Raw genomic sequence first — 22,347 nt, 5'->3', positions numbered from 1 at the left:
GACGACCTGCCCAAATCCCGGCGATCTCCGAGTGACACACCCAACCCTTCCGTAATTGACTAATTTTTTCACTCATGATCTACTGGGGCGAGAGTAGCGCAGATCACAGTCATGTGCGCCTATCCCGGCGCCGCAGGTAGCAGCGCCGATCATCGACGTCTCCCCGAACCCAGGAGTCACCCCATGCCGCTCGACCCGGACGCACAGGCCATCGCCGACGCCGTCTCGCAGATGCCCGCCCTCCACGAGATGGGGCTCGACGGCGCCCGCGAGTTCACCGCGCTCGCCGACTTCCCCGCCGAGACCGAGATCGCCGATGTCCACGAGATCACCGTCCCCACCCCCGGCGGGAATCTCACCGCACGTCTCTATCACCCGAATCCCCACGCCTTGCTGCCGATCCTGCTGTACATGCACGGCGGAGGCTGGGCAACCGGCGGACTGTGGACGGCCGACGAGACCTGCCGGAAGCTGGCCGCACAGGCCTCGTGCGTGGTGGTCAACCTCGACTACCGTCTCGCCCCCGAGCACAAGTTCCCGGTGCCGTTCGAAGACGCCTACAACACGGCACTGTGGTTGAGCGAACACGGCGCGGAGATCGGTGGCGACCCCACCCGCCTCGCACTCGGCGGAGACAGTGCCGGTGCCACCCTGTCGGCGGCGGTCGCCGTGCACGCCCGCGACAACGACGGACCGGCGATCACCGCGCTGCTGCTGGCGTATCCGGCCACCGAGTACGCGGTGGAGCGGCCGTCGTGGATCGAGAACGCCGATGCGCCGATGTTGTGCACCAAGGACGTCCTCTGGTTCTGGGACATCTATCTCCGGGACGACGCGGACCGCACCGACCCGCGGGCCACCCCGTCGAATTCCGAGTCGCTGGCCGGGCTGCCTCCCGCATTCGTACTGACGGCCGAGACCGATCCACTGCGTGATGACGCCGAGTCATTCGGTGCCGCCTTGCAGGACGCCGGCAACCACGTTGTCGCCAAACGCTATCCGGGCGTCTTCCACGGCTTCTTCACCATGCCGATGCTCACCCGCTCCAAGACCGCCATCGCCGATGCCGCGCGGTTCCTCAGCCGGCGCTTCGCGCAGCGTCCACCGGTCTGATATCGGCGGCGACACCACAACTTTTTCCGCTCGACCACCGATTCCCATTCAGGAGAAACCTATGTCCAAGGTCATGGATGCCCTGGCACCCACGCTACCGTTCGACCACGACGCCATTCGTGAGAGGTATCGGGCCGAACGCGACAAGCGCGTTCGCACCGATGGTGAAGCCCAGTTCAACGCCGTCGATGTCAGTGGCGAGTACTCCGAATATCTCACCCACGACCCGTTCGTACCCGAGCCCGAACCGCGTGAGGCGCTGACCGACACCATCGAGGTGGCCATCGTCGGCGGCGGTTGGGTCGGCCTGATGCTCGGTGCCCGGCTCAGCCAGCAAGGTGTCACCGATTTCCGGATCATCGACTCGGCAGCCGATTTCGGTGGTACCTGGTACTGGAACCGGTATCCGGGCGCACACTGCGATATCGAGTCGTACTCGTATCTGCCGTTGCTCGACGAAACCGGTTACATTCCCCGCGAACGATATGCGAGTGCGCCCGAGATCTTCGAGCATGCCCAGCGCATCGGCAAGCATTTCAACCTGTACGACAAGGCCGTGTTTCAGACGTGGGTGACCGAGGCCCGCTGGGACGAGGACGCGCTGCTGTGGACCGTGGAGACCAACCGCGGTGACACGATGCGGGCCAGGTATCTCGCTCTGGCCACCGGCCCGGCGAGCCGCCCGCGCCTGCCCGGCATCCCGGGTATCCACGACTACCAGGGCCCCTCGTTCCACACCTGCCGCTGGGACTACTCGGTCACCGGCGGCGCGCCGGGTGAGCGGATGACCGATCTCGCCGACAAGAAGGTCGCGGTGATCGGCACCGGTTCCACCGGCATCCAGGCCATCCCGCGACTGGCCCAGGATGCGGGACACCTCTACGTCTTCCAGCGCACTCCGTCGTCGGTGGACTTCCGCAACAACCGGCCGACCGACCCCGAATGGGCTGCGAGCCTGGAACCCGGTTGGCAGAAGCGCCGCATGGATGCGTTCAACGCCGCGATGCTAGGCGCCGGTCCGATCGACGGACCCGAGGGCGATTTCACCGACGACGGCTGGATGCGACCCATCCAGTCGGTGACCGGGCTCGCCGCACAGCTCGACGATCCCGACGTCCTGGGTGAGCCGGGCGAACTCGATGACCTGATCGACCTGTCCGACGACCAGACGATGGAGCGGATTCGCGCCCGGGTGGACTCCGACGTCACCGACCCAGCCGTCCGCGAGAAGCTCAAGGCCTGGTACAAGCAGTTCTGCAAGCGTCCCACCTTCAGCGACGAGTACCTGCCGACGTTCAACCGCGACAACGTGACGCTGGTGGATGTGGCCGAGAGCAAGGGCATCGACAGGATCGACGCGACCGGCATCGTCGCCAACGGCGAACATTACGACGTCGATCTGATCGTGTACGCCAGCGGTTTCGAGATCACCAGTGATTTCAAGCGTCGCATGGGGATTCCCGTATTCGGTTCGGACGGTCGGTCACTGTACGACCACTGGGGCGACGGAATGCGCGCATTCCAGTCACATTCCACGTACGGCTTCCCGAACATGTTCATCGTCGGCGGCTTGTTTCCTTTCGGCTTCGGTGCCAACTATTGCTCCAGTGTCGACGACATCTCCGGCCACGTCGCCTACATCATCGCCGAGGCCGACAAACGCGGCGCATCGCGCGTCGAGGTCACCCAAGACACCGAGAACGGCTGGGTGCAGACCCAGGTCAATTCCGACGGAGGCATCGCCAAGAACCTCGGCGGTGCCGAATCCTCGTGCACTCCCGGCTATTACAACCAGGAAGGTGCCGAGATGAAGTCTCGCAACTGGAAACAGGAACAGTACTGGGGCACGGTCATCGAGTTCGGTCAGCTCCTCCAGGACTGGCGGACCGATGGCACCCTCGACGGTTTCGACATCCGGTAACGCGCCCAAGGCCATCCGGGTGGCAAGCCCGTCAATACCTTTACGGCGACGGATTTGCCATTTGGCGGTAATGCCAGGAATCGGTCTGCACGATCACACCACGTTGCCAGGATCGCCCGGTGTAGGCCGAGGAAATCCTAGAATCAATCGCCAGATATCTGAAATGAATTAACGGTACAGGACACGAGACAACTGCGAACCCGATCCGACCCCAGCCCGCACCACGGGGGTTACTACCGATGAGGTTACTATTGACACGACAGTATGTCATCAGCCGACCGAAACGGAGCACCCGTGGCACGCCCCCTCGCCGAGCTCGTCCGTCCCGAACACACCGCGATCGTCACCCAGGAGTGTCAGGAAGCCGTGGTCGGCACGAATGCCGGACTGACCGCGCTCGCCGAGGAAGCCCAGCGGGAGGCAGTCCCCAACATCGCGCGGCTGCTCCCGGTGGCGCGCGCCGCGGGTGTCAGCATCATCCACTGCGTGGTGACCCGGCGTGCTGACGGCCGCGGGTCCAACCACAACGCCGCGCTGTTCGCCTACGGCGCCAAAACGCTGTCGGCCGAGCCGGGCAGCCACGGAGCATCGGTGGTACCCGAACTCGGCCCCGAACCATCGGACCTGGTACTCACCCGGCTGCACGGCCTCGGCCCGATGTGCGGCACCGATCTCAACTCGGTCCTGCGCAACCTGGGTGTGACAACAATTGTCCCGGTGGGCGTTTCACTGAATGTGGCGATCCCCAACTTCGTCATGGACGCGGTCAACAATTCCTACGACGTGGTGCTGCCGAGCGACGGGGTCGCCGGCATCCCCACCGCCTACGGCCAGGCGGTCCTCAAGAACACCCTGTCGATCCTGAGTACCGTCGTCACCACCGACGACCTGATCGATGCTTGGAGCTGACGACGGCGGCGTCCCGAACCGGCGAGGGCACGGTCGGTGCCCGCCGCACGCATCGCCTCGCCGATCCCCACCGGCGGAATGTAGGAACGGACGTCGTTGAGCCGTCTGCGCATCGCCGGATCAAGGGAGATGCGATCGACTTTCACCACCAACTGCCCCGCGCCCGGCTCGGGCACCTCGACGGTCACCGAACCACACGTGTCGGCATCGGGATATCCGGTGGAACGTTCCTCACACCTCAACCAACGGAGGGGGAGGTCGCGTCTCACCGAACGAGGTATCAGTCGGTCAGAACGGACGACTTAGGTTGGACCAGAACCTTGACGTCGGAGCTTGCGCCGGAGACGAGATCGCGAAATTTTACGTCGACGCCGTCGAGGCCGATGACCGAGGTGATCAGGGCTTCCGAGTTGATCCGACCGGCGGCCAGGGCGTCGAGTGCCTCGGTGAAGTCGCGGCGGCTGTAGGCGGTGGAGCCGACGATGGTCAGCTCATTGACCGTGACCTGCATCGGCAGGATCTGGGCCGTGTCCATGGCGATGCCGAGGATGACGACGGTGCCTGAGTAGCCGAGCACGCTCAGCGCCTGGCCTAGCACCTTCGCATTGCCGGTGCAGTCGAGTACCGCCCGCACCGGGCCGGACATGCCTGCGGCGGATGCGAATACATCGTCGGGTGCACACACCGTCACCCCGAAACCTTCGGCGAGCGCGCGGCGATCCGCATTGGGTTCCACCACGAGGACGTCGATGATATCCCGTGAGTGAAGTGCCTCGACAGCCAGCAGGCCGATCGGACCGGCACCCATCACCACCACGCTGTCGCCGGCACCTGCCCCGGACCGCCACACACCGCGCACCGCCACCGCGAGGGGCTCGGTGAGTGCGGCGGTCCGCAGATCGAGCCCGTCGGGAACGGCGAACAGCATCGTCGCCGGCACCACCACCGAATCGGCCAGTGCGCCGGGACGCCCCAAACCCGGGCCCTGGGTGAGGCCGACGATGCACACCCCGTTAAGTTCGGGGTTGCGGCAGGCGAAGCAGTCACCGCAGTCGTCGATCGGCAGGATCACGACCCGGTCGCCCACCGACCAGTCGTCGACCCCGGAGCCGACTTCGCTGACGGTACCGGCGAACTCGTGCCCGAGAACATGCCCGGTCATCGGTTCGGGGGTGTCGAAGAACAGATGCAGATCCGATCCGCACATGCCGCAGTAGGCGACGTCCAGACGCACCTCGCCGGGGGCGAGCGGCACCGCGCTCACCGACCGGACCGCCACCGATCGCTCGTCACCGATAACAGCTGCTTTGCTCATTCTCACGCCCTTCAACAACATCGGCTCAATGTCATCGCCGGTTGAGGTACGAGCTTGCCAGCCTCGAAACCTGGTGAGACGACAATGTCATCTCACCAGGTTTCGAGGCTCGTCGCTAGCGCTCCTCACACCTCAACCGGCGAAATGGAGGCGGTTCAGTCGCTGGACGGAAGGGCTTTGGATTCCTTGAACACCAGCAGAGTCTCGCCCACGGACAGTGACCCCTTGCCCGCCTTGGTGACGAGCACCTCGGCCCCGTCGGCGTCCACATAACGCTTGCCCAGGACCGCACCGTCGGCGAACGCGTCGCTCAGCGTGGCGGCGGCGTCCTTGTCGCCGCCGACGGCCACCATCGGCACCCCGCCGCAGCGCAGATCGTCGAGACTGTCGGCGGCGGCGATCACGATCACCTGGGTGTCGCACACCTGGCTCTCGAATCGGGTTCCATTCTTCACCATTGGTTTACTCCTAGTACTTGTGAGCTGTTACTCCGCTGTCGCGGGGGTCAATTCGTCGACCAGCACGCGGCGCAGGATCTTTCCTGTCGCGGTGGCGGGCAGTTCGTCGCGGAACACCACGTGGTCCGGAGTCCGCGAACCTCGCAGCTTGGTACGCGCGAACTCCCGCACCGCCTCCGCGTCGAGATCCGCCTCGGAGACACCTTCCTCGCGGACGACGACGGCGACGATCGCCTGTCCCCACTCAGGATCGGCGATACCGATCGCGACGACGTCGCGGATGCTTGGATGCTCCACGAGGGCGTCTTCCACCTCGGCGGGGGCGATGTTCTCGCCGCCGCGGATGATGGTGTCATCAGAACGTCCACCGATGAACAGGTAGCCGTCGGCGTCGATGCTCGCGACGTCCTTGGTGGGAAACCAGCCCTCGGCGTCAAGTACCGAACCGATACCGGTGTACTTACCCGAGACCTGCGGTCCACGGATGAACAGTTCACCGGTCTCGTCGGCTCCGAGCACGGTGCCGGCGTCGTCGCGGATCTGCAGTTCGATTCCGGGCACCGCACGGCCCACCGAGCCGAGTCGCCGGGAGATCGCCGGATCGTCCGAGGCATACGCCTCACGATGATCGTCGGGGCCCAGAACCGCGATGGTGGAGCTGGTTTCGGTGAGGCCGTATGCGTTGACCAGCCCGACGTGGCCGAGCACGTCGAGGGTGCGGCGCACCAGCGGCTGCGGCACCTTCGATCCGCCGTAGGCCAGGTTGCGCAGCGTCGGCAACTCCACCGGCGACTTCTCGAAGACGGCGATGATGCGGTCGAGCATGGTCGGCACCACCGTGGCGTTGGTGACGCCCTCGTCGTGAACGAGGCGCAGCCAGGCCGCCGGATCGAAACGCCGCAGGTAGATCGCGCGGCGTCCGGCGTACAGATTCGACAGCGCCGCGCTCACCCCGGCGATGTGATAGGGCGGCACACAGATCAGCGCGGCGTCGGCCGGATCGGCGGAGGCGAAGTCGACGGTGCCCATCACGTAGCTGGTGAGGTTGGCGTGGGTGATCTCCACGGCCTTGGGCTTGGAGGTGGTGCCGGAGGTGAACAGAACCACCGCGAGCGAATCCGGATCGACGTCAACATTTGTCCCGCTCGCTGCGCTCCCGGCGACATCCCCGGACACGGGGTCGGCACCCGCGGCGGCCTCGACGTCCAGGAACTGCGCCGAGTCGAGCACCTGGACCCCGGCCCGCGCGGCAACGTCCGCGTAGTCGGCGTCGGCGACGACGACCACACCCGGCAGGCGCTCGATCAGTTCCACCAGCGCATCGGCGGTGAGTCGGTAGTTCAGCGGCGCGAACGGCACCCCGGCCCGCGCGGACGCGAACAGCAGCACCGGCATCGCGGCACCACCGGTACCCACGTACGCCACGCACCGGGCACCCGACTCGACGATACGTGCGGCGCCCTTGTTGACCAGGGTATCGACCTGACCCAGCGTCAACCGCAGATCACCGTCGACGATCGCTTCCTTGTCCGGGTCCATCGACACCGGCATTTCCAGCAATATGGCAATACTCATAACTTTTCCCTACCCGCAAGCCTGTGTGATGTGAGCGCCTGCGCTACCCACATATGACCCGCACGACGAAACACGACTTACGTATCTCATACCACGCGCAATCGCTTGCGCACACGCCTGCGCTCACGGAGCAGCATGAGATCCATTCCCTTGCGCATTCCCGTCCCGAAGGGCGGAACGGCGCTTGACGTGGTGACCCGCGCAGGCAGGTCCGTGCCCACCACCGAACGATGGTGAGACAGCCGATCGAAGCCCGCCCTGCCGTGGTAGGCGCCCATGCCGCTGTTGCCGACGCCGCCGAACGGCGCGTCCGAGGGCAGCATATGGATACCGAATTCGTTGCGTGCGACGCCACCGCTGCGGGTACGCCGCACGAACTCGCGGAAGTCGGCGGTGTCCGCGCCGAACCAGTACGCGACCAGCGGTGCCGGCTGCGCATTGAGCGCGTCGATGACCTCGTTGGCATCGGTGTACGTGGCGACGCCCAGCACCGGGCCGAAGATCTCCTCATGCGCGATCGTCATGTCGGCGGTGATGCCGGTGACCAGCGTCGGTGCGATCTTGCGCGTGTCCGGGTCGGGATCGCTCTGATGCTCCGGCGCGACCACCGTGATCGTGGCACCTTTGTCGCGGGCGTCGTCCACCAGGCCCCGCACACGCCGGTAGTTGGCGTCGTTGACACACGACGGGTACTCCGGGTTGTCGGTGACCGTCGGGAAATGCTTACGCAGCGCCGTCGCCGCGGAGGCGAGAAAACCCTCCAGCAATTCGGCGGGCACATACGCCTGATCAGGGCAGATACACACCTGCCCACCGTTGACCATGCGGCCCAACGCGATCCGCTGAGCCGCCTCGTCGAGGTCGGCGTCGCGGGCGACAACCACCGGGTTCTTGCCACCGAGCTCGAGGGTCACCGGCACCAAGTTGGCCGCCGCCGCGGCCTGGATGCGCTTGCCCACGCCGGGCGAACCGGTGAAGAAGATATGGTCGAACGCCAATTCCGAGAATGCGGTGGCCACCGGCAGGTCTCCGGTCACCACAGTCAGTTCGGTCGGATCGAAGTACTCGGCCGCCAGCGATTTCACCGTCTCGGCGGTGTTCGGGGTGATCTCGGACATCTTGATCATCACCCGGTTGCCCGCGGCGAATGCGGCAGCAGTCGGCAAGATGGCCAGGTGCAGCGGGAAGTTCCACGGCCCGATCACACCGACGACACCGAGTGGGGAGGGCACCACCTCGGCACTGATCCGGGTAACCAGGCTCCCCCGCAGCACCTTTCGCGGCTTCATCCACTTCGTCAGGTTCTTGCGGGTGTGCTGGATGTTGCCGATCATGCCGACGATCTCGGTCGACAGGGTCGCGGTGCGCGACTTGGACCCGAAGTCTGCCACAATCGCGTCGACGAGTTGATCGGTGTTGTCCAGCACCAGCGCGAGCAATCGGTCGATACGGTTGCGGCGCAGCGCGACCGACGGCATCGGATCGGCCCGATGCGCAGCCCGCTGGGCATCGAGAAGCTGTTGCAGCGCAGTGACATCCCCCGTCGCTGCGCTCGCCCCGGTCACATCCCCCGTCGCTGCGCTCGCCCCGGTCACATCCCCCGTCGCTGCGCTCGCCCCGGTCACATCCCCCGTCGCTGCGCTCGCCCCGGTCACATCCCCCGTCGCCGCGCTCGCCCCGGCCGGATCCGAGGAGACATCCCCGGACCCGGCGGCGCTGATGTGGGTGACGGTCACGACAGGTCCAGCGGACCGTCGTCCACGACGCTCTTGAGCCAGCCCACGTCGACGCCCGAGTCGGCGGCGGCCACCGCAGCCGCCTTGACGTCCTTGCGCAGGAACGGGCCGGCTGCCTTGGTGAACTTCTCCGGTCCGCCGGTGCCCTTGACCGCGCCGAGCGCGTAGCTGTGCCCGCTGCAATGTTGCAACGAGTTCAGCAGGTCGTTCTCCTTGATACCGAGCTTGGCGCCGAGTTCCACCGCCGCGGCGGCAAGTTGGGAGTTGGCCGCGAACAGGATGTTGTTGACCAGCTTCACGTTCAGCGCGGTGCCGAGTTCACCGGTGCGGATGACCTCCTTGGCGTAGGCCAGCACCACCGACTCGGCCTGCTTCACCGCGGTTTCGGGCCCGCCCAGCAGCACGGTCAGTACCCCCTTGGTGATGTCCTTGGCGGAACCACTGATCGGGCCGTCGACGATCGTCGGCCCTTCCTGGTACTTGTCCACCAGGCCCTGCAAGGTGCTGACATTTCCGGTGGTGTGCGAGACCACCACGCTGCCGGCCTTCGCGTTCTCCATGAAACCGTTCGGCCCCTCGGCGATCTCGATGAGTTGGGCATCGGAGAACAGGCACAGGATCAACACGTCGGCGCGCGCGGCGGCCTCGGCCACCGAGTCGACGATCGTCGCGCCCTCGGCACCGAGCTTCTCGCGGATCTCGGGACGACGGGCGTAGAGCACCACCTCTTTGCCGGCAGCGAGCAGGCGCTGAACCATCGGCTCACCCATCTGCCCTGCACCGACGAAACCAATCACGTCAGACATATCCGGTCAGCCCTTCCACGGGACGGTCTTGGCGTAGCCGCCCGCGTCGATACGCAGCTGCATGCCGGTGATGTAGCGGGAGTCCTCGCTGGCGAGGAAGATCACCGCGTTGGAGATGTCCTGCGGCTCAACGAAGGGAACCTTCATCGAGTGCATCATCGGGAACACGGGCTTGACGTCGTCGAGGGTGGGACTTTCCAGGTCAGGACGGAACACCGAGTACATCCCCTCGTTGTGCAGCATGTCGGTGTTGCAGTTGGTGGGGTGCACCGCGTTGATACGGATTCCCTTGGGGCCCAGGTGGACCGACAGGTCATTCACGTAGCGGGCGACGATCTGTTTGGCCAGGCTGTAGGCCGATCCGCCCGGACCCTGGTTGCCGGTGCTGCCCAGCATCGCGGCCAGCGAACCGGTGGCGATGATCGAGGCACCCTTCTCCAGGTGCGGAAGGCTGCCCTGCACCAGATTGAACACCCCGGCCAGGTCGGTGTCGATGGTATCCGACCACGACAGGATGGTCTGCTTCTTGCCCATCGGGCAGATGCCGGCATTGGCGACGACGATGTCGAGGCGGCCCAACTCTTTGACGCCCTCGGCGATGGCGTCCCAGGTCTGCGAGCGTTCGCGCACGTCGGCCTCGATGGCGTAGGCCTTGACGCCTTCCTTCTCGACGAGGTTGACGGTCTCGTCCAGGTCTTCACGACGGGACAGCGGGTAGTTGTTGCCCTCCAGGTCTTTACAGATGTCGATCAGAATGACACTGGCGCCCTCCTTGGCGAGGTTGACCGCGTGCGAACGGCCCTGACCGCGGGCGGCGCCACTGACGACGGCGACCTTGCTATCGAGCTTTCCCATGAGCTTTTCGATCCTTCGCTGAAATGAGTGCTTGCCTGTATTGAGTATTTGTGCCGGCTTAGGCGCCGGGTGCCCGGTGCGCGATGGTCCGGGTCTCCAGGTACTGGTTGAAACCTTCGATGCCGCACTGGCGTCCGACGCCGCTGGCACCGAAACCGCCGAACGGGGCATCGGCCGAATAGAACATGCCGCCGTTCACGCCGATCGATCCGGTGCGGATCCGGTTGGCCACGGCCAGGCCACGATCCAGGTCACCGGACAGTACGGCGCCGGCCAGACCGAACGGGGTGCTGTTGGCGATGGCGACGGCCTCGTCGTCGGTGTCGAACGGGATGATCACCAGGACCGGACCGAACACCTCTTCCTGGGCGATCGGTGCGTCGGGGGCGACCCCGGCGAGGACGGTCGGCTGCACGTAGTGGCCGTCGGCGAGGTGCTCGGCCAGGTTCTCCGGCACACCGCCGCCGAAGACGACCTCGGCACCTCCCTCGCGGGCCTGCTCGATCATCGACAGGACCTTCTCCTTGGCCGTGGCGGTGATCAGCGGTCCGGTGAGCACACCCGGATCGGCCGGATCACCCACCGGCGCCAGCCCGAACGCGAACGTCACCTGTTCGATGACTGTCTCGTACAGCGAACGATGCACCAGCAGACGGGTATTGATCGCACACCCCTGCCCGGCGTGCTGGCAGGTGCCCATCGCACCCATCACCGCTTTGCCGGGGTCGGCGTCGTCGAGCACGATGAGCGCGGATTTGCCGCCGAGTTCGAGGAAGACCCGCTTCATCGTCTCCGCGCCCTCACGCATGAGATGCTTGCCGACGGCGGTCGATCCGGTGAAGGAGATGAGATCGACGCGGGGGTCGCTCGCGAGGATCCCGGCGACGTCGTTGTCGGGGGTGGTGACCACGTTGACCACACCGGCCGGGAAGTCCGTCTTCTCGGCGATCAGCCGGCCCAGCCTCAGGCCGGTCCACGGCGCGTTGGGGTCCGGCTTGAGAACCACGGTGTTACCGGCCGCGAGGGCGGGACCGAGCTTGTTGAGGATGACCTCAATCGGGTAGTTGGACGGCGTGATGGCCGCGACGACGCCGACCGCCTCCTTGACGACCTTGCGGATGTTGCGGGGCCCGAAGAGGCCGCCGCCGTCGAGGGTGCGTTCCCATTCGAATTCGTCGATCAGCCGGATCGGATAGTTCAGGGCTTCCTGCAGCGGCCAGTCCAGTTGCGCGTTGCGCGTGGCCATGTCGGGGGAACCGACCTCGGCGATGATCTCCTCGCGGAGCTCTTCCTTCTCCGCTTCCAGGGCCTCCTGCAACTGCGTGAGGCAGCGTTTACGCAGTTCCTTGTTCGACGACCAGTCGGTCTCATCGAAGGCGCGACGGGCCGCGGCGATGGCCGCACGCATATCGTCGGCGGTCGCCGCGGCCGCCTCGCCGAGCACCAGGCCGGTGGCCGGGCTGACGTTGGGGTAGGTGGCTCCGCCGGTGGCCTCGACCAGCCTGCCGTCGATCAGCAGCCGTCGTTCGGCGCGTTCGGCCACCCTGCGACCGAGTTCGACGCTCGTCGGGGTCTCGACTTCCGTTTCGCTCACTTGCATTCCCTCTCCCGGCGTGTGGCCGGCTGTTGACGAGTAACCGCACTTCTGCGAGGCGGCCGCACGGGCGATGATCGATGTCACCACGGCTCGAACAACCAGATTTACCCGATGACCTGCATGGACCAGCTTGTGCAATATGTTTGGCAACCCTGTCGGGATGACCAACTGTAACTGCTACAGTATGCACTGTACAAACGTTTGTGAAGCCAGTGGAGGGAATCCGCACATGTCCGATCTGCTCAGCGGGATCAAGGTCGTCGAACTGGCGTCCTGGACCTACGTCCCCAGCGCCGGCGCCATGCTCGCCGACTGGGGTGCCGACGTGATCAAAGTCGAGGACACCAAGGGCGGTGACCCGGCCCGGTACCTCGTGTCCGGTGGCCTGCGTCCCGAGGATTCCCGCGTCAATGCCAACGCGGTGATGGAGATCGGCAACCACGGAAAACGCAGCCTGGCCATCAATATCAAGAGCCCCGAGGGCCGGGAGATCTTCGGCAAGCTGATCGGCCAGGCCGACGTGTTCCTCACCAACTGGCTGCCCGCGCAACTGGAGCGCGCCGACCTGACCGTCGACGCACTGCGAAAGTTCAACCAGGACATCATCATCGCCCGAGGCAGCGGCCAGGGCCAGCGCGGCCCGGACGCCAACCGCCCCGGCTTCGACGGCACCTCGTACACCGGCCGGGCAGGTGTCGCATTCGCCCTCACCCCCGACGGGGTTGAGTTCCCGTTCGCGCAGACCACCGCCTTCGGCGACCTGCAGGGCGGTTCGACGCTCGCCGGTGGTGTGGCCGCGGCGCTGTTCCACCGCGAACGCCACCGCCATGCCCCCATCGTCGACGGTTCGCTACTGGCGCAGGGCCTCTGGTCGGTGGCACCGGACATCGCCATCGCCGACTACTACGGCAACGACGGCGTGCCCAAGTGGCAGGCGGGCGATGCCCCCAATCCGGTGGTCAACCGCTACAAGACCAAGGACGGGCGCTGGTTCCAGCTGATGTTCCTGCAGGCCGACCGCTACTGGGCCGACTTCTGCGTCCGCATCGGGCGGCCCGAGCTGGCCGACGACGCCCGGTTCACCCCGCTGGCCAACCTCACCGCCAACAAGACCGAGGCCACCGCGCTGTTGCGTGAGGTGTTCGCCGAACGCGATCTGGCCGAATGGGCCGAGATCTTCCAGGCCGAGACCGGCGCCTGGTGCACCCTCGCCTCCCCGCGCGAGGTGCCCAACGATCCGCAGGTCATCGAGAACGGCTACCTGCTGACCCTCACCGACGACAAGGGCGAAGAGTTCCGCACCGTCGCCGCCCCCATCCAGTTCGATGAAACCCCGCCTCGGCCGACCCGATCCCCCGGCCACGGCGAACACACCGACGAGATCCTCACCGAACTCGGCTACGATTGGGACACCATCATCGACGCCAAGGTTTCCGGCGCCGTCCTGTAAACCTCCCGCACCGAAACAATCTCCCGCGTAGCGGATGTCGCGACATCCGCTACGCGGGAGATTGTTTCGGTGCGGAAGCAGTGCCTTCCGGCAAATACGAATGCTCCCGGGTGTCGGTCACCCGGGAGCATTCGGTGGGATGGGAACGGCGCTACGACGCGGCGGGCGCCTTGGGGGCCGCGTAGACGGGCTTGCCCAGACCCAGGATGTACTGGGCGATCATGTTGCGGAACACCTCCAAGGTGCCGCCGTAGATCCCGGTCAGCGGCGCCCAGCGGTACACGTACTCGGCGCGACTCAGGTCCGCTCCCGGCTCGTCGATGGGCAGCACCGAGGTGGGGCCGACGATGTCCATCAGCACCGGCGACACCTCGCGCATCGCCTGTGCGAGCGCGACGCGGCCGAACATGTGCGGCGAGACGAGCGCGGCCTCGATCTTGGCCAGCGACTGCCCCAGACGCACCGACACCAGCGGGTCGTCGATACGGCGATTACCGTCCGAATCTTCCTTGGCGGTCTCGGCGACGACGGCGTCGGCGGCGTTGGCGATGTACATGCCCTGATGCTGCAGAATCGACACGTCGTCGAGCCCGTCGATCACGGCGTCGACCACGCCGTGCTCCTTGTTGAGCGGCTCGCGGACCACGGTCCAGCCCTCGTTGACCTCACCGAGCCGGTACTTGTCGGAGATCCGGACGTCGCTATAGTAGACGATGTTGGTGCGGTCGCCGTCGACCGTCCACAGTGGCTGGATCTCGACGCCCGGAGTGTCGAGCGGCACCAGGAACATGGTGAGGCTCTTGTGCTTACGGGCTTCCGGATCGGTGTTGGTGATCAGGAAGCAGTACTGACTGTTGTGCGCACCGGTGGTGAACATCTTGGAGCCGTTGATGACCCAGTCGTCGCCGTCGCGCACCGCACGGGTCTTGCAGGTGGCCACGTCCGAGCCGCCTTCGGGTTCGGTATAGCCCAGGCACATCCGGACGTCGCCGTCGTAGACACCCTGCAGAACCTCATCGCGCAGTTCGGGTTTGGCGAACATCGCCACCGAGTGCGCGATCAGGACGGTGGTGCCCCAGGTGACCCAGGGGAATTCGGCCTTGCGCCGCTCCAGGTGCCAGATGCGCGATTCGACGCGGGTGAAGCCACCCTCCCAGCCCTCGGCGCCCTTGATCTCCTTTTCCAGCCAGCCCTTGTCGGCCAGTGCCCGGTGCACACCGATGTCGAAGTTGTCGCCGGTATCGCGGTCGTGCTTGCGAACCTCGTCGGTGACATAGGTGTCGAGGAACTCGCGCACCTCCGCCTGGAAGGCCTTTTCGTCGTCGGTGAGTTCTACTTTCGAGAAATCCATTGTCCTACAGTCCCCTTCTTACAGGTCCGGCGCTCAGGCGGAAGCTTGCGCGGTTTCGCGGGCGGCGGCAAGCTCGGCGACGCGCACGGCGGCACGGGCCGGGTCACCGCCGGCCAGCGGCCAGCCACGGGCGCGAGTCAGGTAGGCCGTCGACGCGGCTTCGGTGGACACCCCGAGACCACCCTGGACGTGCACCGCGAACGTCGCCGACTTGGACGCCTCTTCGGTCATGTAGACGTATGCGGCACTGGCGAGTTCGGGGCGAACGTCGGGTTCGTTGTCGAGGAACCAGGCGGCCTTGCGACCCAGGTTGCGACCACTCTCGACGGTGATGGCGATATTGGCGAGCGGATGCGAGATGCCCTGCAGCGAGGCGATCGGCACGCCGAGGGTGTACCGGCTGACGGCGAATTCTGCGGCGATACGCATGGTCGCCTCCAGCAGGCCGACCAGCGCCGACGCGGTCAGCAGCCGCCACTCGTCGACGGCCAGCTCGAAGGCCTTGACCGCCTCCGGTCCGCCGGCGACCGGGGTGCGCGTGTCCGCGGCGCCCGGATCGACCCACGCCATCGGCAGCTTGGCCAGGTTGTCCACGCGGGCGGGCTTGTCCGAGAAAGACACCCGCACGATGTCGTCACCCTCGCGGACGATGATCTCGTCGGCGATCGCCCCCTGCGCCACCAGGCGCTTTCCGCTCGTACCCGTACCGGCGGCGTCGAGCGCCAGGATCCGGGTACCGGAGATGATCGCCTCGTCACCGGCGAGCGCACCGAGCCTGGCGAGCAGCCGCGCCGACACCACGTGATCGATCCACGGCACGGGGGCGAGCGCACGTCCGACCTCCTCGGCGATGAGGGTGAGGTCGACCAGGGTCGCACCGTCACCGCCCTCGGCCTCACTGATCGCCATCGACGTGGCGCCGGTGGCGATCAGTTGCTTCCACAGCCCTTCATCGAAACCGGTGGCCTCGGCCGCCCGCACCTCGTCGATGCCGCAGTGCGATTGGAAGAGCTTGGCGAACGCGGCCTGCAGGTCGGTGTGGTCGGTGGTGAGGCTGTAGTCTTCGCGACGGAGTTCGTAGCGATCCATCACTGCTCCTGTTCGTGTGTGGTGGCGGCGAAGAAGAACTCTTGCGCGTTGTTGTACAGATAGTTGTCGAGAACGTCGTCGGGGAGGCCGAGTGCCTCGGCCTCGGGGATCAGCCGCCGCTGCGAGAGCACCGGCCAGTCCGATCCGAAGATGATTTTGTTCGGCCCGCGGGTGCGCATGTAGTGCAGCAGGCTCTCGGGCAGACGTTTGGGCGACCACGCCGAGGTCATCAGCCGCAGATTCGGGTACTTGATCAGCATCCGGATCGCCACGTCCCACCAGGGGTCGGCGCCGTGGATCATGCACAGTTTGAGCTCGGGGAAGCGCACACACACCCGGTCCAGGTGAATCGGATTCTGCACCTCGCCGGGGATCGGCGGGCCAGGGATGCCGGTGTTGATGCACAACGGCAGTTCAAGCTCGGCGCACTTGGCGTACAGCGGGTAGTAGACGGCGTCGCTCGGTGGGTACTGCCCGTCGCCCCAGAAGCTCGGGCCCACGGTGGCGTAGCTGACCGGCAGGTCGGCGGTCATCGCGGTGAGCTCGCGCAGGTGGGCGACCGGACGCAGCAGATCGAAGCCGCCGATCGACATCGAGAACCTGTCCGGATGCGCCTCGACGAACTTGCTGACCGTGTTGGACGGCTTGGAGAGCGAGTTCATCAGAATCGCCTTCCGCACCCCCTGCTCGTCCATCTCGTCGAGCAGCGTGCCCATGTCGACGGGCTCGTACATCGACTTGGCGCCCTTGAAGTAGTTGTCGCGCACGGCGAGCATCCAGGCCGGCTGCTGTACGGTCTCGCCGAAGTGGACGTTGACGAGACAGTCGATGACTTTGCGGGGCACCGCATCTCCCATTCTGTTCACGGGGTCTGTTCACGGAGGGTGGCAGTCACGGCACGTGGCACACGACTACCTCGGACCACCTGCGATCCCCTATACTGTATACCTATCGGTAGTGCCTTCCGCAAGGCTGGGGATCCTGTCGGCCCACCCGTGGACGCGCACGTCCGGCATAGTCCGAGCAGCCCGTTCCTGGCCTTTCCGTAAGGCTTACAGTTATGGTGACAGCATGACGTGCGCGGTCGGCCCGCACGGGCGCATCGCGCGCCCGAATACCGTGCATCCGAACGACCGCACAGAACGACCGCCGCACCGAACGACCGCACAGAACGTCAAGGAGCCGTCTTGAGCGAAGCCACCGCCCCCGAATTCACCGCCCCCGAATTCACCTTCCCCGAGATCCTCGACGCCGTCGCCGCCGAGATCCCCGACCGCGAGCTGGTGGTCTTCGGTGAACGCCGGTACACCCAGGCACAGATCGCCGACCGCTCCCGGCGGCTGGCCACCTACTTCCGCAGCCGTGGTCTCGGCGTGCACACCGACCGCGCCCAACTCACCGGCGACGAGGTGGGCCAGGATCTCGTGGGCTTCTACGCCTACAACGGCAACGAGTACGTCGAGTCGATGCATGCGGCGTTCCGGGCACGGGTGGCACCGTTCAACGTCAACTACCGCTACGTCAAGAGCGAACTCGAGTACCTGCTCAACGACGCCGGACCCACCGCGCTGGTCTACCACGCCGCGTTCGCCCCGACCCTGGCCGAGGTGCTGCCCCGGGTGCCGAGCCTGAAGGTGCTGATCCAGATCGCCGACGACTCGGGCAACGCGCTGCTCGACGGCGCCGTCGACTACGAGCAGGTGATCGCCGAGACCGAACCCGACCTCGCCGACGTGACACCCTCCCCCGACGACCTGTACATCGTCTACACCGGCGGCACCACCGGCATGCCCAAGGGCGTCCTGTGGCGGCAGAACGACATCTTCATGGGTGCCTGCGGTGGCCGCAACGTGTACACCGGCGATGCCGTGTCGTCGATCCAGGAGGTCACCGACCGTCTCGCAGCAGGTGGCGAGATGAAGCTGATGGTGGTGCCGCCGCTGATCCACGCCGCCGCGCAGTGGGCGGCGCTGACCGCGAGCACCTCCGGCCAGACGCTGGTCTTCTCCGACGTTCCCGACCGGCTCGACCCGGCCGCCGTGGCCGCGACCGTCGAACACGAGAAGCCCACCGTGCTGATGGTGGTCGGCGATGCGATCGCCCGGCCGCTGCTGGCCGAGTTCGAGAAGGGCGACCGCGACGTCTCCTCGATCAAGATCTTCGCCAACGGCGGCGCGGTCCTGTCCCCGGCCATCAAGGAGCGCGCGCTGGAGGTACTCGACGGCGCGATCGTCATGGACGGCACCGGCTCGTCGGAGACCGGCGCGCAGATGACCCACGTCTCCACGGCGGGTGCCGTGTCGACCGGCACCTTCAACGCCGGCAGCAACACCACCGTGGTCACCGAGGACCTGACCGGCGAGACCACCGCGGGCGACGGCCACATCGGCTGGCTCGCCCAGCGCGGTCACGTCCCGCTCGGCTACAAGGGCGACGCGGCCAAGACCGCGAAGACCTTCCCGGTGGTCGGGGGCACCCGCTACGCACTGCCCGGCGACCGGGCCGAACGCCTGGCCGACAATACGATCCGTCTACTCGGCCGCGACTCGCAGACCATCAACTCCGGTGGCGAGAAGATCTTCGCCGAGGAGGTCGAGCTGGCCATCGCCTCGCATCCGGCCGTCGCCGACGTCCTGGTCACCGCCCGTCCGAGTGAGCGCTGGGGCAACGAGGTGGTCGCGATCGTCGAAATCCTCGACGGTGCCGAGGTTTCCGAGGACCAGATCGTTGAGCACGCGGCCGGGTCCATCGCCCGCTACAAGCTGCCCAAGGCCGTCCTGTTCCGCGCCCGGATCCAGCGCAGTCCCGTCGGCAAGGCCGACTACCGTTGGGCCCGTGAGCAAGCCGCCCTGTCCGCCGAATAACACCCGGCGCCGAATGACATCCGGCGCCGAATGATTCGCAGCGCCGATCGACCCAGAGGACCGCACATGACACGCATGATCTCCCCCGACATCTCCACCTGGCCCGACGCCGAAGTCGCCCTCGTGGGCGGTGTCTGTAACGATACGGACTGCGGCGCAGCCGTTTTCCCGATCCAGGAGCTGTGCCCGCGGTGCAGCAAGGACACCGTGGAGAAGACCACCTTCCCGCGCACCGGAACGCTGATCGCCTGGACCACCCAGGGATTCCTGCCCGGCGCACCGTATCTGGGCGACGAGACCCGGGAGACGTTCACCCCGTTCGGTGTCGGGCTGGTACAGCTCGGCGATGTGATCCGCATCGAGGGCCGGCTCACCGAGAACGACCCGCAGAAGCTGGAATTCGGGGCGACGGTCGAGGTCACCACGGTGCCGCTCGGCCACGACGCCGACGGCGAAGAAGTCGTCACGTTCGCCTTTCAACCCGTAGGAGCCTGACCCATGACCAACGACGTCGCCATCATCGGAGTCGGACTGCACCCGTTCGGCCGTTTCGAGGGCAAGACCGCGATGCAGATGGGTGTCGACGCGATTCGCGCCGCCCTCGCCGACGCCGGACTGGAGTGGAAGGACATCCAATTCGCCGCGGGCGGCAGCTGGGAGATCGCCAACCCCGACGCCATCGTCGGCCAGATGGGCCTGACCGGTATCCCGTTCACCAACGTCTTCAACGCCTGCGCCACCGCGGCATCGGCCACCGAGGCCGTCGCCGACGCGATCGCACTGGGCAAGTACGACATCGGCATCGCCATCGGGCTGGACAAGCACCCCCGCGGCGCGTTCACCGTCGATCCGACACTCGTCGGCATGCCGAAGTGGTACGGCGAGAACGGCCAGTACCTGACCACCCAGTTCTTCGGGATGAAGGCCAACCGGTACCTCCACGACCACGGCATCTCGCATCAGACCCTGGCCAAGGTGGCGGCGAAGAACTACCGCAACGGTGTGCTGAATCCGAATGCCTTCCGCCGCAAGCCGGTCGACGAGCAGACGATCCTCGAGTCGCCGATGCTCAACTATCCGCTGACGCACATGATGTTCTGCGCACCCGACGAGGGCGCGGCGGCGGTTATCATGTGCCGGGCTGATCTTGCGCACAAATTCACGGCCAAACCGGTGTTCGTCAAGGCCGTCGAGGTGCGCACCCGCGCCTACGGCGCCTACGAGGTCAACACCGCCTACGCGCCGGTCGCCGAGGATGTCGCACCGTCGGTGTACGCCGCACGCGCCGCCTTCGAGAAGGCCGGTATCGGTCCGGAGGACGTGGGCATCCTCCAGTTGCAGGACACCGACGCCGGCGCCGAGGTGATCCACATGGCCGAAGCCGGTTTCTGCGCGGACGGCGACCAGGAGAAGCTGATCGCCGACGGCGCCACCGAGATCGGCGGGTCGATGCCGATCAACACCGACGGCGGCCTGATCGCCAACGGTGAACCGATCGGCGCGTCCGGCCTGCGACAGTTGCACGAGCTGGTCCACCAGCTGCGCGGCACCGCGGGTGAACGCCAGGTTCCCGGCAATCCCAAGGCCGGGTTCGCACTGCTGTACGGCGCCCCCGGCACCGCCGGCGCCACCGTCGTCAGCCTGTAGCCGCACCACCCGTTTTCCCCGAATGCACCCCGGAGACTCCGGGGTGCATTCGCATATCGGAGTGGCTGTCGTGTGATTGTCGGCCGCACCTGCTATCCATGACCAATGACCAAGTGGTGGAGCGAGGCCGGGCCTCGATCGAAGGCGGCAGCCGGGATCGCGGGCGTGCTCGCGTTGATCGGCGTCTACCTGTGTGTGCTGGCGGTGGGCCCCGGATTACGGCCCGGCGGATGGGCCGGCTGGTTCGGTGAGCCCGGTTCGTGGCCGACCGCGCTGATCGTGGTGGTCCTCGCCGGCGGCGCGGTGTGGCTGCGTTGGTCCGAGCACCGCGGGTGGCCTGCGGGGTCGGCGATCACACTGGCCGCCACCACCGGCGCGAGCACCCTCGTTCTGGGTCTGGCGAGCTTCTGGCGTTGCCCCGCGGATCAGGTACCGGGTGTGGGCTCGCTGGCCTCCACTCTGGCTCTGTTCGTGGCGGGCGGGCACTCCCCGGCCGACGGTTCGCCGGCCTGCGCACAGGCCCCGGTCGCCTACGATCTGGCCCGCGCCGGTGGGGTCGCCGTCGTACTCACCCTGCTGTCCGGTGTGCTGTATTCGGTGTTCCGGCCGCAGTTGGACCGGGTGGCGATCCGGTTCGCCGGATCCGTCACCGTGATCGACGGCATCGACGATCTCGGCGCGTTGCCCGGCATCACCGCGGCGATCCGGGAGTCGGGATCGATGCCGGTGGTCGTCGACCACGGCGCGCACCCCGATGCGGTCCGGGTGGCCCGCGCGGCCGGTGCCCGCATCACCGGGCCCGCCGGCACCACGATCGGCGAGGACAAGCTGGCCGGGCTGTATCTGCTCAGCGCCGACACCCCCACCAATCTGAGCAGGCTCGCCGGCCATGACGCGGCGTTCGGTCATCCGCACCGGCCGGTTCCCGTGTCGATCCGCATCGACGATCCGTGGCAGGCCGAGATGTGGCGGCGCAGCCAGCCGGTGTTCGACCCGGTACGGTGGCGACCGGCGGTGGTCAGTCGCTATGAGGCGACCGCCGACCGCATCACCGCCGATCTGGCGGCGAAGGCACCGAGCACCGTATATGTCTGCGGCACATCACAGTTGACGCTTGCGATCTGCATGTCGGCGGGGCAGACACCGGCGGCCCAGGGGCACCGGGCGCCACGACTGTGCGTGGTCTCCCCCGACGGCACCGGTTTCGCCGCCGACATCGCGGCGTTCACCGGCCCACGCGGCAAGGGTGCGGCGACCGTCAGTTCCATCGATGACCACCCGTCGATCGACAAGCTCACCGGCCTGATCACCGCCCGCGGCGGTGACTGCGCGATCGTGCTGGCCGAGGACTCCGACGCCACCGACAGCATCCGGCTGGCCATCCGGTTCCCCGAGGTCCCGATCTACCGCGTCACCCCGGCGCGCAGCGCCTCGGCCCCGCGGACACCGGCCGACGTCGCCCCGCACACCGCCGGGCTGATCACGGTGCCGCTCGCTCTCCCCTGACCACTGCTGCGGTTGATCGTTGTCCGCGTAGATCGTCACTGGTCGAGGTTCGCGGACGACGGACCCCGAATCGACCGACGGATCCCGGAAATGAGATCGCCTCCCGCGACCGATGTCAGATCGAGGTCGCGGGAGGCGTGTCTGTTGTTCGCCGC

General features: G+C 66.6%; 19 protein-coding genes. 8 read left to right on the top strand and 11 right to left on the bottom strand.

Annotation, left to right across the window (positions count from 1 at the left end; genetic code table 11):
* The first annotated feature begins 183 nt into the window (after window positions 1-183).
* The 3 genes from GII31_RS03030 (at window position 184) to GII31_RS03020 (ending at window position 3,943) form a co-directional block, all read left to right on the top strand.
* Window positions 184-1,113: an alpha/beta hydrolase gene (locus GII31_RS03030; RefSeq protein ID WP_213246690.1), complete on the top strand. Its 930-nt coding sequence runs from the start codon at window positions 184-186 to the stop codon at window positions 1,111-1,113.
* Window positions 1,114-1,174: 61 nt separating this feature from the next.
* On the top strand, window positions 1,175-3,034 hold the full coding sequence (locus GII31_RS03025) for a flavin-containing monooxygenase (protein ID WP_246222079.1): 1,860 nt from the start codon (window positions 1,175-1,177) through the stop codon (window positions 3,032-3,034).
* A 294-nt stretch (window positions 3,035-3,328) separates the two neighbouring features.
* On the top strand, window positions 3,329-3,943 hold the full coding sequence (locus GII31_RS03020) for a cysteine hydrolase (RefSeq protein WP_213246682.1): 615 nt from the start codon (window positions 3,329-3,331) through the stop codon (window positions 3,941-3,943).
* Here the strand turns inward: GII31_RS03020 and GII31_RS22565 are convergent.
* The 8 genes from GII31_RS22565 to GII31_RS02980 all read right to left on the bottom strand — a co-directional run bounded on the left by GII31_RS22565 (window position 3,859) and on the right by GII31_RS02980 (window position 12,288).
* Window positions 3,859-4,212, bottom strand: coding sequence for a hypothetical protein (locus GII31_RS22565; protein WP_407649876.1), 354 nt, complete (start codon window positions 4,210-4,212; stop codon window positions 3,859-3,861). The genes GII31_RS03020 and GII31_RS22565 overlap by 85 nt on opposite strands.
* Window positions 4,213-4,223: 11 nt before the next feature.
* Entirely contained in the window at window positions 4,224-5,258 is a 1,035-nt protein-coding gene (locus GII31_RS03010; protein ID WP_213246681.1) for an alcohol dehydrogenase catalytic domain-containing protein, read from the bottom strand.
* Between the two features lie 155 nt (window positions 5,259-5,413).
* The gene (locus tag GII31_RS03005; RefSeq protein WP_213246673.1) at window positions 5,414-5,716 is read right to left on the bottom strand and encodes a hypothetical protein; all 303 of its coding nucleotides are present in this window, start codon (window positions 5,714-5,716) and stop codon (window positions 5,414-5,416) included.
* Window positions 5,717-5,743: 27 nt separating this feature from the next.
* Window positions 5,744-7,291 carry a class I adenylate-forming enzyme family protein gene (locus GII31_RS03000; RefSeq protein ID WP_213246671.1) on the bottom strand — a complete coding sequence of 516 codons (1,548 nt, stop codon included), beginning with the start codon at window positions 7,289-7,291 and terminating at the stop codon, window positions 5,744-5,746.
* Between the two features lie 86 nt (window positions 7,292-7,377).
* Window positions 7,378-9,027 (bottom strand): coniferyl aldehyde dehydrogenase, encoded by a 1,650-nt coding sequence (locus tag GII31_RS02995; protein WP_407649875.1) that lies wholly within the window; start codon window positions 9,025-9,027, stop codon window positions 7,378-7,380.
* The gene (locus GII31_RS02990; protein WP_213246669.1) at window positions 9,024-9,833 is read right to left on the bottom strand and encodes an NAD(P)-dependent oxidoreductase; all 810 of its coding nucleotides are present in this window, start codon (window positions 9,831-9,833) and stop codon (window positions 9,024-9,026) included. Before GII31_RS02990 ends, GII31_RS02995 begins: the two co-directional genes overlap by 4 nt.
* Before the next feature lie 6 nt (window positions 9,834-9,839).
* Complete coding sequence (locus GII31_RS02985) at window positions 9,840-10,688, bottom strand: mycofactocin-coupled SDR family oxidoreductase (protein ID WP_260840278.1); 849 nt, start codon at window positions 10,686-10,688, stop codon at window positions 9,840-9,842.
* Window positions 10,689-10,746: 58 nt separating this feature from the next.
* Complete coding sequence (locus tag GII31_RS02980) at window positions 10,747-12,288, bottom strand: aldehyde dehydrogenase family protein (RefSeq protein ID WP_260840277.1); 1,542 nt, start codon at window positions 12,286-12,288, stop codon at window positions 10,747-10,749.
* A gap of 226 nt (window positions 12,289-12,514) precedes the next feature.
* On the opposite strand from GII31_RS02980, the gene GII31_RS02975 reads away from it, so the two are divergent.
* Window positions 12,515-13,735 (top strand): CaiB/BaiF CoA transferase family protein, encoded by a 1,221-nt coding sequence (locus tag GII31_RS02975; RefSeq protein WP_213246663.1) that lies wholly within the window; start codon window positions 12,515-12,517, stop codon window positions 13,733-13,735.
* A 151-nt stretch (window positions 13,736-13,886) separates the two neighbouring features.
* On the opposite strand, the gene GII31_RS02970 is transcribed toward GII31_RS02975, so the two are convergent.
* The 3 genes from GII31_RS02970 to GII31_RS02960 are packed head-to-tail and all read right to left on the bottom strand — an operon-like array spanning window position 13,887 to window position 17,032.
* Complete coding sequence (locus GII31_RS02970; RefSeq protein WP_213246661.1) at window positions 13,887-15,086, bottom strand: acyl-CoA dehydrogenase family protein; 1,200 nt, start codon at window positions 15,084-15,086, stop codon at window positions 13,887-13,889.
* A 33-nt stretch (window positions 15,087-15,119) separates the two neighbouring features.
* On the bottom strand, window positions 15,120-16,175 hold the full coding sequence (locus GII31_RS02965) for an acyl-CoA dehydrogenase family protein (RefSeq protein WP_213246659.1): 1,056 nt from the start codon (window positions 16,173-16,175) through the stop codon (window positions 15,120-15,122).
* On the bottom strand, window positions 16,175-17,032 hold the full coding sequence (locus GII31_RS02960) for an amidohydrolase family protein (protein WP_213246657.1): 858 nt from the start codon (window positions 17,030-17,032) through the stop codon (window positions 16,175-16,177). Before GII31_RS02960 ends, GII31_RS02965 begins: the two co-directional genes overlap by 1 nt.
* A 330-nt stretch (window positions 17,033-17,362) precedes the next feature.
* Here GII31_RS02960 and GII31_RS02955 point away from each other — a divergent pair, with 330 nt between their 5' ends.
* The 4 genes from GII31_RS02955 (at window position 17,363) to GII31_RS02940 (ending at window position 22,192) form a co-directional block, all read left to right on the top strand.
* The gene (locus GII31_RS02955; RefSeq protein ID WP_260840276.1) at window positions 17,363-19,039 is read left to right on the top strand and encodes an acyl-CoA synthetase; all 1,677 of its coding nucleotides are present in this window, start codon (window positions 17,363-17,365) and stop codon (window positions 19,037-19,039) included.
* 66 nt (window positions 19,040-19,105) lie between these two features.
* Entirely contained in the window at window positions 19,106-19,534 is a 429-nt protein-coding gene (locus GII31_RS02950; RefSeq protein WP_213246652.1) for a Zn-ribbon domain-containing OB-fold protein, read from the top strand.
* Window positions 19,535-19,537: 3 nt separating this feature from the next.
* A complete protein-coding gene (locus tag GII31_RS02945; RefSeq protein WP_213246650.1) occupies window positions 19,538-20,686 on the top strand; it encodes a thiolase family protein in 1,149 nt (382 codons plus the stop codon).
* A 105-nt stretch (window positions 20,687-20,791) separates the two neighbouring features.
* Complete coding sequence (locus tag GII31_RS02940; protein WP_213246648.1) at window positions 20,792-22,192, top strand: hypothetical protein; 1,401 nt, start codon at window positions 20,792-20,794, stop codon at window positions 22,190-22,192.
* The last annotated feature ends 155 nt before the right edge of the window (window positions 22,193-22,347 follow it).

Source organism: Gordonia pseudamarae, from assembly GCF_025273675.1.
Taxonomy (GTDB): domain Bacteria; phylum Actinomycetota; class Actinomycetes; order Mycobacteriales; family Mycobacteriaceae; genus Gordonia; species Gordonia pseudamarae.
The sequence above is the reverse complement of the archived record's forward strand: the minus strand, read 5'-3'. Positions and strand labels throughout refer to the sequence as shown.